General features: G+C 46.1%; 8 protein-coding genes, 14 tRNA genes and 1 rRNA gene. 22 read left to right on the top strand and 1 reads right to left on the bottom strand.

Annotated features, from left to right (window positions below):
- The first annotated feature begins 46 nt into the window (after positions 1-46).
- From rrf to ACSYSH_RS05850, 19 genes are all read left to right on the top strand, one after another.
- Positions 47-163 (top strand): 5S ribosomal RNA (rrf, locus tag ACSYSH_RS05760).
- A 40-nt stretch (positions 164-203) separates the two neighbouring features.
- Positions 204-276 (top strand) — tRNA-Val (locus ACSYSH_RS05765).
- Positions 277-317: 41 nt separating this feature from the next.
- Positions 318-390 (top strand) — tRNA-Thr (locus tag ACSYSH_RS05770).
- Positions 391-397: 7 nt separating this feature from the next.
- Positions 398-469, top strand: a tRNA-Gly gene (locus tag ACSYSH_RS05775).
- A 5-nt stretch (positions 470-474) separates the two neighbouring features.
- A tRNA-Leu gene (locus ACSYSH_RS05780) sits at positions 475-558 on the top strand.
- 4 nt (positions 559-562) lie between these two features.
- A tRNA-Arg gene (locus tag ACSYSH_RS05785) sits at positions 563-636 on the top strand.
- Positions 637-679: 43 nt separating this feature from the next.
- Positions 680-753: transfer RNA gene (locus tag ACSYSH_RS05790), tRNA-Pro, on the top strand.
- 26 nt (positions 754-779) lie between these two features.
- Positions 780-853 (top strand) — tRNA-Met (locus ACSYSH_RS05795).
- A 12-nt stretch (positions 854-865) separates the two neighbouring features.
- A tRNA-Ile gene (locus tag ACSYSH_RS05800) sits at positions 866-939 on the top strand.
- 22 nt (positions 940-961) lie between these two features.
- A tRNA-Ser gene (locus ACSYSH_RS05805) sits at positions 962-1,051 on the top strand.
- 29 nt (positions 1,052-1,080) lie between these two features.
- Positions 1,081-1,154 (top strand) — tRNA-Met (locus ACSYSH_RS05810).
- A gap of 2 nt (positions 1,155-1,156) precedes the next feature.
- Positions 1,157-1,230: transfer RNA gene (locus tag ACSYSH_RS05815), tRNA-Asp, on the top strand.
- 20 nt (positions 1,231-1,250) lie between these two features.
- Positions 1,251-1,323: transfer RNA gene (locus ACSYSH_RS05820), tRNA-Phe, on the top strand.
- Positions 1,324-1,344: 21 nt separating this feature from the next.
- A tRNA-Gly gene (locus ACSYSH_RS05825) sits at positions 1,345-1,415 on the top strand.
- 21 nt (positions 1,416-1,436) lie between these two features.
- Positions 1,437-1,510: transfer RNA gene (locus ACSYSH_RS05830), tRNA-Ile, on the top strand.
- Between the two features lie 463 nt (positions 1,511-1,973).
- Positions 1,974-3,284 (top strand): serine--tRNA ligase, encoded by a 1,311-nt coding sequence (gene serS, locus ACSYSH_RS05835; RefSeq protein ID WP_491702202.1) that lies wholly within the window; start codon positions 1,974-1,976, stop codon positions 3,282-3,284.
- 151 nt (positions 3,285-3,435) lie between these two features.
- Positions 3,436-5,847, top strand: a complete 2,412-nt coding sequence (gene secA, locus ACSYSH_RS05840) for a preprotein translocase subunit SecA (protein ID WP_491702201.1) — start codon at positions 3,436-3,438, stop codon at positions 5,845-5,847.
- Between the two features lie 48 nt (positions 5,848-5,895).
- Positions 5,896-7,014, top strand: coding sequence for a peptide chain release factor 2 (gene prfB / locus ACSYSH_RS05845; protein ID WP_489816230.1), 1,119 nt, complete (start codon positions 5,896-5,898; stop codon positions 7,012-7,014).
- 136 nt (positions 7,015-7,150) lie between these two features.
- Entirely contained in the window at positions 7,151-9,634 is a 2,484-nt protein-coding gene (locus tag ACSYSH_RS05850; protein WP_491702200.1) for an ATP-dependent Clp protease ATP-binding subunit, read from the top strand.
- A gap of 142 nt (positions 9,635-9,776) precedes the next feature.
- Here the strand turns inward: ACSYSH_RS05850 and ACSYSH_RS05855 are convergent, their stop codons facing one another.
- Positions 9,777-10,454, bottom strand: a complete 678-nt coding sequence (locus tag ACSYSH_RS05855) for a prepilin peptidase (RefSeq protein ID WP_489816232.1) — start codon at positions 10,452-10,454, stop codon at positions 9,777-9,779.
- Positions 10,455-10,709: 255 nt separating this feature from the next.
- Here ACSYSH_RS05855 and rpsL point away from each other — a divergent pair, with 255 nt between their 5' ends.
- The 3 genes from rpsL to fusA all read left to right on the top strand — a co-directional run bounded on the left by rpsL (position 10,710) and on the right by fusA (position 13,845).
- Positions 10,710-11,123 (top strand): 30S ribosomal protein S12, encoded by a 414-nt coding sequence (gene rpsL / locus ACSYSH_RS05860; protein WP_047975034.1) that lies wholly within the window; start codon positions 10,710-10,712, stop codon positions 11,121-11,123.
- 14 nt (positions 11,124-11,137) lie between these two features.
- Positions 11,138-11,608 (top strand): 30S ribosomal protein S7, encoded by a 471-nt coding sequence (gene rpsG, locus ACSYSH_RS05865; protein WP_047975033.1) that lies wholly within the window; start codon positions 11,138-11,140, stop codon positions 11,606-11,608.
- Positions 11,609-11,733: 125 nt separating this feature from the next.
- Entirely contained in the window at positions 11,734-13,845 is a 2,112-nt protein-coding gene (gene fusA / locus ACSYSH_RS05870; protein ID WP_252774372.1) for an elongation factor G, read from the top strand.
- Positions 13,846-13,868 lie beyond the last annotated feature (23 nt).

The raw sequence follows: 13,868 nt of genomic DNA on the forward strand, positions 1-13,868 counted from the left end.
AAAGAAGAGTAAGGATTATTTAGTTTTGAGTGTAAAAGCTCAAAGGTGTCGTGTTGATGGCATAGAGGAACCACCTGTACCCATCTCGAACACAGAAGTTAAGCTCTATAGCGCCGAAAGTAGTTGCCGGAACGCTGGCTGCGAGGATAGGACGACGCGATGCCGATACATATAAAAAAGAAGGGAACTTCTTTTTTTATTTTGGACGATTAGCTCAGCTGGGAGAGCACCTGCCTTACAAGCAGGGGGTCACAGGTTCGATCCCTGTATCGTCCATTGGCGAAGGCCAAGATATGCACGCCGCGTCGGGCAATCCAGCCGACTTAGCTCAGCTGGTAGAGCACCGCTCTTGTAAAGCGGGGGTCGAAGGTTCGAATCCTTTAGTCGGCATGATTATGCGAACGTAGTTCAGAGGTAGAACATCACCTTGCCATGGTGGGGGTCGCGGGTTCGAATCCCGTCGTTCGCTTGGATGCCGGCGTGGCGGAATAGGCAGACGCACAGGACTTAAAATCCTGCGATGGAAACATCGTACCGGTTCGATCCCGGTCGCCGGCATAATGCACCTATAGCGCAATTGGATAGAGTGTCTGACTACGAATCAGAAGGTTGCAGGTTCGACTCCTGCTAGGTGCATAAGGCCCCCAAAAGGTCTAGGGCGAAAAGTCCAAAAAGAAAGCGGGACGTAGCTCAGCTTGGTAGAGCACCTGGTTTGGGACCAGGGGGTCGCAGGTTCGAATCCTGTCGTCCCGATCGCTGTGAGTACTACAGCAAAGTATCGCGGTGTAGCTCAGCTGGCTAGAGCGTTCGGTTCATACCCGAGAGGTCGAGGGTTCGATTCCCCCTGCCGCGATGACTCGAGCTGGGACCATTAGCTCAGCTGGTTAGAGCAGACGGCTCATAACCGTCCGGTCGTTGGTTCGAGTCCAACATGGTCCATGGAAGTGGATTGAAAGAACATGGAGAATTACCCAAGTCTGGCTGAAGGGAACGGTCTTGAAAACCGTCAGGTCGGGAAACCGGCGCGGGGGTTCGAATCCCCCATTCTCCTTACGGGTTGAGCCCCAAAAATAATATTATCGCGGGATGGAGCAGTTCGGTAGCTCGTCGGGCCCATAACCCGAAGGTCGTAGGTTCAAATCCTACTCCCGCAATTGGTCGCATGGTCTAGTTGGTTAGGACGCCTGCCTGTCACGCAGGAGATCACGGGTTCGAATCCCGTTGTGACCGTTTTCTGAAAAAGAAAAGTTGGCTCTGTAGCTCAGTTGGTAGAGCAATGCATTGAAGCTGCATGTGTCGGCGGTTCGATTCCGTCCAGCGCCATTGGGGGAACCCAGAAAAGATGCGAATGTAGTTCAATGGTAGAATTCCAGCCTTCCAAGCTGGCTATGCGGGTTCGATTCCCGTCATTCGCTTAGGCAAAGAGCCGAAACGATGGGCCATTAGCTCAGTTGGTTAGAGCGCTGTGTTGATAACGCAGAGGTCCCAGGTTCGAGTCCTGGATGGCCCATGACAAAGAAGACTTTGGTCTTCTTTTTTTGTACAATGTGATTCCTGATGCTCTGTTGGCAGTTCGTTTCTTTAACTATTTGTTTTGTTTGCCAAATGACGAATACTTTAAACATTTGAGCGGTTAGTTAATTCATGTCCAGCTATTTTTGTGTTTTTTAGTGATTGTTCGTCGCCCTGTCTTGCCTTTTTGGATGAAAATCGCTATACTAAACCTAAGAAAATTTCTGTTATAAGTAGATCAACATAGAGAGGCTCTGGATGGTGAAAAGAGTCATATCGAAACTCCGACAGATTTACGTTAGCGAGTAATGTCGCTCGGTTTACCACCGTTATCAGGCTTTAATTGAGTGCTGCATGTTTTGCAGAACTAGGGTGGTACCACGGATTGCGCTTTTTTCGTCCCTTGACTAGGAATAGTTGGATGAAAAGGCGCTTTTTATTATCCAAAGAGGAGAACAAACGTGTTAGATTTGAAATACCTACGAAAGAATCAAGAAGTTGCAACACAAAAGTTGACTGATCGTGGTGTGCAAGAAGGTGTCTTAGCTGATTTGTTAGCCGCAGATCAAAAGCGGCGCGATGTGATTGCCAAGGTTGAAGAACTCAAGGCTAAGCGTAATGAAGCATCTGACAAGATTGCTTTTGCTAAGCGCCAAAAAGAGGATGCATCGGCCGCTATTCAGGAAATGCAGGCCGTCGCAAAGGAAATCAAAAATCTCGACCAAGAGTTAGAGGGCTTAGACCAAGCGGTTAAGGATCAGGCGGCACACTTGCCAAATATTGCCGAAGATGATGTCCCAGTTGGTCCTGATGAAGAAGCCAATGTTGAAATCAGAACCTGGGAACCAGCGGATTACCAAGGTCGTCCACTGGTCAAGACAGAAGCACCAGCATGGTTGAAGCCGCATTACGAAATTGGTGAAGATTTAGGTATCTTAGACTTTGAACGTGGTGCCAAGGTTTCTGGGGCGCGGTTCTTGTACTATGTTGGTGATGGTGCGCGTTTGGAACGGGCTTTGTATAACTTCATGTTGGATCAACACCGTGAAGAGGGTTATACTGAAATGATTACGCCCATCGTGGTTAACGATTCGGCAATGTTTGGAACCGGTCAGTATCCTAAGTTCCAAGATGACGCTTACCGAGTGGAGGGTCTGAATCAAACTTATATTCCAACGGCTGAAGTATCTTTGACAAATTACTATGCAGGTGAAACGATTCCTACAGAAGATTTGCCAATTTCGATCACTGCTTTGTCACCATCTTTCCGAAAGGAAGCTGGTGCTGCGGGTCGTGATACGCGTGGGCTAATTCGTTTGCACCAGTTTAATAAGGTTGAAATGGTTAAGTTTGCTAAACCTGATCAATCTGATCAGGAACTGGAAAAGATGACGAATAATGCTGAAAGTATTTTACAAAAATTAGGTTTGCCATATCATGTGATTACGCTGTCAACAGGAGACATGGGCTTCTCAGCTGCTAAGACCCATGACTTAGAAGTTTGGTTGCCAGCTCAAGGCATGTACCGTGAAATTTCTTCTGTATCAAATACTCGTGATTTCCAGGCACGCCGGATGCACATTACTTACCGGAATGAAGACGGTAAGTTGGAATTGGTTCACACCTTGAATGGTTCCGGTTTGGCCGTTGGTCGAACAGTGGCCGCCATTTTGGAAAACTACCAAAATGAAAATGGAACAGTGACGGTTCCAGCAGTTTTGCGTCCATATTTGGGTGGCCAAAAAACATTGCAGGCAACGCCACATCATTAAGAAAAAACCAAGCTGTTGGTTGATTTCAGACTGCCAAGTCTGTTATTCCCACGGCTTTTTTGCTATACTAAACTGTAGTATTCTTAAATTTTAATGAACATTTTGTGATGAAGGGAGTGTGTCCGTTTTTTTAACGGTCACCGATACAAGCATGGTTAATCCAGTCCGTAAACTTTACGACAATTCGAAGCGTCAATTAAAAAAGATTGAAAAGGTTGCTGACCAGGTAGAGTCATACGCAGACACTGTTGCTGCCCTGTCTGATGAAGCCTTGCAAAAGAAGACGCAAGATTTTCAAATTCAAATTCAAACAGCTTTAGCTGGGAAGACAACTGCAGCTGAAAAACAAAAAGCAACGGCTAAAGAGCTGGATGCGCTTTTGCCAGAAGCCTTCGCGGTGGCAAGAGAAGCTGCTAAACGTGTTTTGGGTCTTTATCCATACCGAGTGCAAATCATGGGTGCCATCGTTTTGCATGGTGGAAACTTAGCTGAAATGAAGACCGGTGAAGGAAAGACGTTGACGGCCACAATGGCGGTCTATTTGAACGCACTGGCCGGTCAGGGTGTGCATGTTGTCACGGTTAACGATTATCTTTCAAAGCGTGATGCTGAACAAATGGGGCAACTTTATAACTGGTTAGGTCTGACTGTTGGTGTTAACGTTGGCGATGCTGCTCCTGATGAAAAACGAGCTGCTTACGACGCTGATATCACGTATTCAACAAACTTCAATATTGGTTTTGACTACCTACGTGACAACATGGTGACTCGGGCAGAAGACCGGGTGATGCAACGTGGTTTGAACTACGCTTTGATTGATGAAGCGGATTCAATTTTGATTGATACGGCACGAACACCATTGATCATTTCTGGTCCCGGTTCAGGGGTCTCACCTTTGTATCAACAGGTTGACCGCTTTGTTAAGACCTTAACTCGTGACGAAGACTATAAGGTCGATGAAGAAAGCAAGAATACTTCATTAACGAGTGAAGGAATTAAAAATGCTGAAGTCTTCTTTAACCTGGATAACTTGTACGATGCGCAAAACACGGCTTTGACCCACCATGTTGACCAAGCTCTGCGCGCCAATTTTAACTACTTGAACGACAAGGATTATGTTGTTCAAGGCGGTGAAGTGAAGCTAATTGATCAATCAACTGGCCGTATTTCAGAAGGGACCCGTCTGTCAGATGGTTTGCACCAAGCCATCGAGGCCAAGGAAGGCGTTGAGGTTCGTGAAGAGAATAAGTCGATGGCCCAAATTACCTACCAGAACCTCTTCCGAATGTACAAGAAGTTGTCTGGTATGACTGGAACGGCCAAGACTGAAGAAGAAGAATTACGCGAAATCTATAACATGGAGGTCGTCGAAATTCCAACGAACCGGCCAATCCAACGTCAGGACTTGCCTGATTTGCTTTACCCGTCATTGAAGACTAAGTTTAACGCGGTTATCAATAAGGTAGCGGAACTGCACAAGAAGGGTCAGCCCGTCTTGTTGGGAACCGGCTCAGTTGAATCTTCTGAATTAGTGGCGAAGTTGCTGACTGCTCATAAGATTCCACATAATGTCTTGAATGCCAAGAACAACGAGAAGGAAGCTGAAATTATCGCTAATGCTGGCCAACGTGGTGCTGTTACGGTGGCAACGAATATGGCCGGTCGTGGAACTGATATTAAATTAGGCCCTGGAATCGACGACTTGGGTGGTTTGGCTGTGATTGCCACAGAACGGCACGAATCACGTCGAATTGATAACCAGTTGCGTGGTCGTGCTGGTCGTCAGGGAGACCATGGATCTTCACAATTCTTCTTGTCATTGCAAGATGACTTGATGATTCGTTTTGGTGCAGAACGAGTGCGGGCAATGTTGCAAAGAATGAACATGGATGACGAAGACACGGTGATTACCCATCGCTGGATTACTCGTTCGGTCGAATCAGCTCAAAAGCGAGTTGAAGGAAACAACTATGATACTCGTAAGAATGTCTTACAGTATGATGATGTGGTTCGAGAGCAACGTGAGCTGATTTATCGTGAGCGTGACCAAGTTTTGGATGAAAAGAAGAAATTGGATGACGTTTTGTTGCCGATGGTTAAGCGAACGATCGACCGTGTTGTCGATGCCCAAACACCGGGTAAGGATCAAAAGGAATGGGATTTGGATGCCCTTTCCGCCTTTGTGAAAACGTCATTAACATCTAAGAACCTTGGTGCTGTTCGTTTGCAAAACTTGAACCGTCAAGAAATCAAGGACCGCTTGTACCGCTTGGCCCTTGATAACCTGGCTGAAAAGAAGCAAGACTTACCGGACGAAGAGCAATTGTTGGCTTTTGAACGTATCGTTATCTTGCGGACAGTTGACCAACACTGGACGGATCACATTGATGCCTTGGATCGTTTGCGCCAAGGTGTCGGATTACGTGGTTATGGCCAGTTAAATCCATTGGTGGAGTACCAAAACGAAGCCTTTGCAAACTTTAATCGAATGATTGCTGATATCGAATACGATGCTACTCGGACCTTTATGAAGGCTGAGATTCGTACGAACTTAACAGCATAAACAAAAAGCGAACGCTCAGTTCGCTTTTCTTATGTGGGAGGACCCGCCATGGAGAAAGTGGCAGCCAAACAGGCGCTAACAGCGATCCAAGAGGATATCGAACGTTTTGCCAAAACGCTAGACTTGGATGCGCTAACAGAAGAGATTGCTGATTTTGAATACCAAATGACAGAACCAGGTTTTTGGGATGACCAAGAAAAGGCTCAAAAAATCATTGAGCAAAGCAATGTCTTGAAGAATCGGCGTGATTCTTTCTTGAACCTATCCGAACAGGCGGATGAAATCGAAGTCTTAATCGAGATGGTGGAAGAAGACCCCGAGGATGAAGACAGCCAAGAGGAATTAACGAACTTGGTTGAAAAGACACAAAAAGATGTTGAGGCCTATAACCTTGAACAATTGTTGACAGGCGAATACGATGCCAACAATGCTATTTTGGAAATTCATCCTGGTTCTGGCGGAACCGAGTCAACTGATTGGGGTGCAAACTTGTATCGGATGTATACCCGTTGGGCTTCAGCACATGACTTTAAGGTTGATGTTTTGGATTATCATGCCGGTGATGAAGCTGGGATTGATTCAGCAACCTTGAAGATTACTGGTCACAATGCTTACGGCTTTTTACGATCTGAAAAGGGCGTTCATCGCTTTGTTCGAATTTCACCCTTTGATTCCGCTGGCCGCCGCCACACATCTTTCGTTTCTGTTGATGTGATGCCAGAATTGGACGACAGTATTGAGGTCGAAGTTCGCGATGATGACATTAAGATGGATGTCTTCCGCTCCGGTGGCGCGGGAGGACAAAACGTCAATAAGGTTTCAACGGGGGTTCGTTTGACCCACGAACCAACAGGAATCGTGGTTTCCTCGACCGTTGAACGAACACAATATGGCAACCGTGATTATGCTATGCGTCTCTTGAAGGGAAAACTCTACCAGTTAGAGTTGGAGAAGCAGGAAGCTGAACGGGCAGCTTTGTCAGGGGAAAAGATGGAAAACGGCTGGGGATCTCAGATTCGTTCTTACGTCATGCACCCTTATCAGATGGTTAAAGACCACCGGACCAATTATGAAAGTAACCAGCCACAAGAAGTTTTGGATGGCGGTTTAGACCCATTGATTAATGCTTATCTTCAGTGGCAACTAAGTCTTAAGAACCCAGATTAAAACATAGAAAAGAAAACCAGGAATGCCCTTGGTTTTCTTTTTCTTATTTCAGAATTATTTCCGAAAAAAAGAACTTGCGTTATAATATGTACCAATATCGGATTTGACATTCCCCGTTATGATATAAGGAGGGAAAATGGAAAACAAGTATACTAGCTCTGCAGAAAATGTCTTGTCGTTGGCACAAGACCAAGCAAAGTATTTTCAACACCGTGCTGTTGGAACTGAACATCTACTCCTAGCCTTGTCTTTGGAACAAGCGGGCGTGGCGGCTAAAGTTTTGGCTGAATTTAACATCAATAGTGACAAAATCAAAGAGGAAATCGAACGGTTTACGGGCTACGGAATGGACCAGGATGTTAACCAGCAATCCTACTTACCATATTCACCCAAGGCGGCTTCGATTTTGAAGTGGGCAGCCGATCAAGCCGACTTGATGGGCCAGGCTGAAGTGGGAACGGAGCACTTGCTCTTATCACTGCTCCAGGATGCAAGTATCCTGTCATCACGGATTTTGATTGGTTTAGACGTCAACTTGAAAGACATGAACAAGGCAATCTTGCGGCGCCTGGGCGTGACTGATTTACGTAAACGAGCAAAGCAGCAGAAAACCAAGGAACTGGGCACGCCCACCTTGGATAAATTAGCTCGAGATATGACGGAAGTTGCTAAGGCAGGAAACCTAGACCCCGTCATTGGTCGTGATACTGAAGTTCGACGTGTCGTCCAAATTTTGTCACGGCGGACGAAGAACAACCCCGTTTTAGTTGGTGAGCCAGGTGTTGGAAAGACCGCCATTGCTGAAGGCTTGGCGCAGCGAATTGTGGCCGGTTTGGTACCGGATTCTTTGAAGAAAAAGCGCTTAATGGCCTTAGATATGGGATCATTGGTCGCGGGTACTAAGTATCGTGGGGAATTTGAAAGCCGCCTTAAGCAGGTCATCGAAGAAATTGAAGCGGATGGGAATGTAATTCTTTTTGTTGATGAACTGCATACTCTTGTTGGTGCTGGTGGCGCCGAGGGAGCCATTGATGCAGCCAACATCCTCAAACCTGCCCTTGCCCGTGGCGATTTGCAAATGTTGGGTGCGACTACCTTTGATGAATATCAGCAGTACATTGAGTCTGATGCTGCTTTGGAACGCCGGTTTGCTCAGGTAACAATTAATGAGCCGTCAACGGCCGAAGCAATCACCATCTTGAACGGCATTAAAAAGAAGTTTGAGAACTTTCATCAGGTGGATATTGAACCAGCAGCTGTTGAGGCAGCCGTTAATCTATCATCACGGTATATTACTGGTCGGTTCTTACCTGATAAGGCCATTGATTTGATGGATGAAGCGGCAGCGAAAGTGCGAATTGACGACGTTGATCGGGCCACGCCACTCCACAAGGACCGGGTTGAACTAGTCAAGGTTCAACAGGCCAAGGATGAGGCGATTGCGGCAATGGACTTTGAAAAGGCCGCTGATTTGCGCTTGAAAGAAATGAGCTTGCGCAAGAAAATTGACCGGGCATTGCTTCGCAAGGAAAAGAAGCAAGAAAAGGACCAAAGCTTTGGTTTGAAGGTGACGCCGGCCAACATTGCTCAGGTGATTTCTCAGCAAACCGGGGTACCATTGACTCAGGTTGAAAAAGCAGAATCCGACCATTTAGTGAACCTGGAAAAGGAATTGGGCAAGCGGGTCATTGGCCAGAAAAAGGCCGTTTCAGCCGTTGCCCGTGCCATTCGCCGGTCACGTTCAGGCTTGTCTGATCCGAACCGGCCAATTGGCACTTTCCTATTTTTGGGCCCAACTGGTGTTGGTAAAACCGAGTTAGCCAAGGCCCTATCCGAGATCATGTTTGGTTCAGAGGACAACATGATTCGGGTTGATATGTCCGAATATCAGGAACAGTACTCCGCTTCACGACTGATTGGTTCAGCCCCAGGCTATGTTGGCTATGACCAAGGTGGTCAATTGACGGAACAGGTGCGCAACCATCCTTATTCCATTGTTCTTTTGGATGAGGTGGAAAAGGCCCACCCAGACATCTTTAATTTAATGTTGCAGGTCTTTGATGATGGCTTTTTGACGGATGCGAAGGGGCGTAAGGTCAACTTCCGTAATACCGTGATTATCATGACTTCGAACTTGGGCGCAACTCGGTTGCGGGACGAGAAGATGCTTGGCTTTGGTTCAACTGATTTGAAAAATGATGACCAAGCCGTCGCAGGCAAAATTCGCGAAACGGTCAAGGAAACTTTCCGTCCAGAATTTATCAATCGAATTGATGAAGTCTTGGTCTTTGATGCCTTGACCAAGGATGAGGTTCGACAGATTGTGCGCCTGATGACCAAGTCTTTGCTTCGTCGAGTAGCTGAACAAGGTATTAAGGTTAAGATGACAATGGCTGCGATTGATGCCATCGCTGATGCGGGTTATGACCGCGAATACGGTGCCCGCCCAGTTCGACGGGTGATTCAGACCGAGGTTGAAGATAAGCTTTCAGAGGCGCTTTTAGACGGTGAGATTACCACGGAAGATATTGTCACAATCGGTGCGCAGCATGGTCAGATTAAGTTGAAGATTAAGAAATATGAAATGCCCGAAAAAAAGGACGAACTCGTTCAAGAGTAGGGCAACAAATGGCGACCAGAATGGTAAAAAATTTGCTGGCCGGTATTCAAAAGACTAGGTAAATCGAGCTTTTGCTAACAGAGGTGAAGCCCCCAGGGGTTTGACCTCTTTTTGTGTGAGCGATTATTTTTATCATAAAAACCTATACCAGAAAAGGACTAAGCAGTACTGCAAAAACAAAACCGACAAACAAGAAGGGGATGAAGGGGAGGCGTCTTTGCTGATTTTTTTTGTGGCATGCTAAATAAATTAGGGCGCTAGTACTGGAGCAGAGTAAGAAAAGGGGCAGGACCTGCTCAGTTAGAGAAAAGAAGCCAATTGCTAAAACTGGTATGTCGCCCGAACCAAGAAAACCACGGTATGTCAGCCATAGGACTAAAATAATTAAGATAGTGAGAATCCAACCGTGATAGGGATGGTGAACAAACGAGATTAAGAGAGCGACCCACAACCAAGCTAACCATGCGGAGCAGGTCATTGTGGCCCAATCTTCTTTGGCCAAGTAAAGGACAACGTAAGCAGAACAAAGAATCCATAGGTCATGATGGTGAAAGAGCGCCGTGAGAAGAAGGGGAAGAGTGCCTTCCAGGAAAACTAGTGATCGCCAGTTGGCAAAGTGGCGCTGGCAGTATCGACAGCGCCCTTTTAAAAGCCAACCTGAAAAAACGGGCATGAGGTCATACCAAAAAAGAGCATGGTGACAATGGAAACAGTATGAACGCTTTGTCCACAAGGAATGATTTTGGCTGGTGCGGTCGGCCAGGCAAAAAATCAGCGAGACGATGATTAAGTTGGTTAAATATAGTAGAATGTTAGTCATGGGGAGTTAGACGAAAGTCGGCCCCAAAAAAGTGCAACTAACCTTTAAAAAATGGGTAAAAGCCCTTGACTTTAGCTCTAAACCTGCTATTATATTCAACGTGCTTTTAAGTCATTAGTCCTTTTGCACGGGTAAAACCGACAAAAGGCCTGTGTAAAGGCAAGTCGAAGCAGGACTTCCGGGAGCACTTTTGTTTATGGACAAAAGCGATACGCCTGGAACTGTGAAAAAACAAGAATGAAGGAGTATAGTAGGATGCCTACAATTAACCAATTGGTTCGTAAGTCACGTAAGTCTCAAGCGACTAAGTCAAAGTCACCAGCCTTGAACTTCGGCTACAACTCAATGAAGAAGAAGGCAACAAACAATGTTGCCCCACAAAAGCGTGGAGTTGCGACTCGTGTCGGAACTTTGACACCAAAGAAGCCTAACTCAGCTTTGCGTAAGTACGCTCGTGTACGTTTGTCAAACTTGTACGAAGTAACTGCTTACATCCCAGGTATTGGTCACAACTTGCAAGAACACTCGGTTGTTTTGATCCGTGGTGGTCGTGTTAAGGATTTGCCTGGTGTGCGTTATCACGTTATTCGTGGAGCCTTGGATACTGCCGGAGTTGACGGCCGTATGACTTCACGTTCAAAGTATGGAACGAAAGCTCCTAAGAAGTAAGGAAAGGACAACTCATGCCACGTAAAGGTTATACGAAGCGTCAGGAAGTTTTGCCTGACCCAATTTACAATTCAAAGTTAGTTTCCCGTTTGATCAACAAGTTGATGGTTGATGGAAAGCGCGGAACTGCTTCAACTATCTTGTATGCAGCTTTTGACCGTATCAAGGAAACTACTGGTAACGAACCATTGGAAGTTTTTGAACAAGCAATGGAAAACATCATGCCAGTTTTGGAAGTTAAGGCCCGCCGTGTTGGTGGATCTAACTACCAGGTGCCAATCGAAGTTCGTCCAGACCGTCGGACTACTTTGGGCTTGCGTTGGTTGGTAAATTACGCTCGTTTGCGTAACGAACACACAATGGAAGAACGTTTGGCTAAGGAAATTATTGACGCAGCCAACGAAAACGGTGCTTCTGTTAAGAAGCGTGAAGACACACATAAGATGGCTGAAGCCAACCGTGCCTTCGCACACTACCGTTGGTAGGATTTTCGTAAAAGTGGATTTTGTTTCGCTTTTACGGGCCTGCTAATAGGCTCATAATTTTTAAAAAAGCGAACAAATATTGCTCGCTTTTTGTTGCAACTAGGATAAAAAATTAGGAGATCATCATGGCAAAGCGTGAATACCCGCTTGATCACACTCGTAATATCGGTATCATGGCCCACATCGATGCCGGTAAGACGACGACGACAGAACGAATCTTGTACTATACAGGTAAGATTCACAAAATTGGTGAAACACACGATGGTGCTTCACAAATGGACTTCATGGAACAGGAAAAGGAACGTGGAATCACGATCCAATCAGCCGCTACTACTGCGGTTTGGCGTGGATTCTTCGACCAATACGAAAAGAACCCATTCCGTGTTAACATCATCGATACCCCAGGTCACGTGGACTTTACAATCGAAGTTGAACGTGCCTTGCGTGTCTTGGATGGTGCCGTAGCCGTGTTGGATGGTGCTGCTGGTGTTGAACCACAGACTGAAACTGTTTGGCACCAAGCAACGACTTATAACGTTCCCCGAATTGTTTTCGTTAACAAGATGGACAAGTTGGGTGCTGATTTTGAAATGTCAGTTAACTCAATTCACGAACGTTTGCAAGTTAATGCCGAAGCGATTCAATGGCCAATTGGTGCCGAAGATGACTTCGAAGGTGTTATTGACTTGATCGAAGAAAAGGCTTACTGGCCTACTGATGACTTGGGTTCAAATTGGGAACCACGTGAAATCCCAGCAGACTACCAAGACATCGTTACAGCAAAGCGCGAAACTTTGGTTGAAGCCGTTGCTGATGTTGATGAAGAATTGATGGAAAAGTACCTTGAAGGTGAAGAAATTTCTATCGCTGAATTGAAGGCCGCTATCCGTCGCGCCACATTGAATTTGGAATTCTATCCTGTTTTGGCTGGTTCAGCCTACAAGGATAAGGGTGTTCAAATGATGTTGGATGCCGTTGTTGATTACTTGCCGGGTCCTCTAGAAGTTCGTCCTTATGTCGCAACTGACCCTAAGACTGATGAAGAAGTTGACTTGGTTGCCGATGACTCAAAGCCATTTGCTGCCTTGGCCTTCAAGATCATGACGGATCCATTCGTTGGTCGTTTGACATTTATGCGTGTTTATACTGGTACTTTGCAATCTGGTTCATACGTACAAAACACTTCTTCAGATACCCGTGAACGTGTTGGTCGTTTGCTACAAATGCACGCTACTTCACGTACTGAAATCGAAGAAGTCTTCTCAGGTGATATCGCTGCTGCGATCGGTTTGAAGAACACGACTACTGGTGACTCTTTGACTGCTGTTGATCACCCATTGATTCTTGAATCAATGGAATTCCCAGAACCAGTTATTGAATTGGCCATCGAACCAAAGACAAAGGCCGATCAAGACAAGTTGGCGACTGCTTTGCAGAAGTTGGCTGAAGAAGACCCTTCATTCCGTGCAACTACTAACCAGGAAACTGGTGATACTTTGATCGCCGGAATGGGTGAATTGCAGTTGGATATCATGGTTGACCGTATGAAGCGTGAATTCAACGTTGAAGCCACTGTTGGTGCTCCACAAGTTGCTTACCGTGAAGCCTTCACCAAGGATGTTAAGGCGCGTGGATTCTTCAAGCGTCAGTCTGGTGGTAAGGGACAATATGGTGATGTTTGGATTGAATTCTCACCAAACGAAGAGGGTGCTGGCTTCGAATTCGAAGATGCCATCGTCGGTGGTGTTGTTCCTCGTGAATACATTCCTTCTGTTGAAGCAGGTTTGAAGGATGCCTTGAACGCTGGTCCTTTGGCTGGCTTCCCATTGGTTGATTTGAAGGCCAAGTTGTACGATGGTTCTTACCACGATGTCGATTCTTCTGAAGCTGCCTTTAAGATTGCCGCTTCATTGGCTTTGAAGGAAGCTTCAAAGACTGCCGGTGCCGTTATTTTGGAACCAATCATGGCTGTTGATGTCGTTGTTCCTGAAGAAAACCTTGGTGATGTGATGGGACACGTTTCTGCACGTCGTGGTTTGATTGAAGGACAAGAAAACCGTGGACCTGTTTTGGCTGTTAAGGCCCAAGTGCCTTTGTCAGAAATGTTTGGTTATGCAACGACTTTGCGTTCAGCAACGCAAGGACGTGGTACTTTCCAGATGGTCTTTGACCACTATCAAGCCGTTCCTAAGAACGTTCAAGAAGAAATTATCAAAGCACAAGGTAAGGAAGCTTAATTGTTTCTTTCACTCATTGTCTG

The sequence above is a fragment of the Fructobacillus sp. ESL1117 genome, assembly GCF_058508565.1.

Bases quoted from the DNA above. Each gene is read 5' to 3' on its own strand.
- secA (WP_491702201.1), top strand. From the start codon at position 3,436: ATGGTTAATCCAGTCCGTAAACTTTACGACAATTCGAAGCGTCAATTA.
- prfB (WP_489816230.1), top strand. From the start codon at position 5,896: ATGGAGAAAGTGGCAGCCAAACAGGCGCTAACAGCGATCCAAGAGGAT.
- ACSYSH_RS05850 (WP_491702200.1), top strand. From the start codon at position 7,151: ATGGAAAACAAGTATACTAGCTCTGCAGAAAATGTCTTGTCGTTGGCA.
- ACSYSH_RS05855 (WP_489816232.1), bottom strand. From the start codon at position 10,454: ATGACTAACATTCTACTATATTTAACCAACTTAATCATCGTCTCGCTG.
- rpsL (WP_047975034.1), top strand. From the start codon at position 10,710: ATGCCTACAATTAACCAATTGGTTCGTAAGTCACGTAAGTCTCAAGCG.
- rpsG (WP_047975033.1), top strand. From the start codon at position 11,138: ATGCCACGTAAAGGTTATACGAAGCGTCAGGAAGTTTTGCCTGACCCA.
- fusA (WP_252774372.1), top strand. From the start codon at position 11,734: ATGGCAAAGCGTGAATACCCGCTTGATCACACTCGTAATATCGGTATC.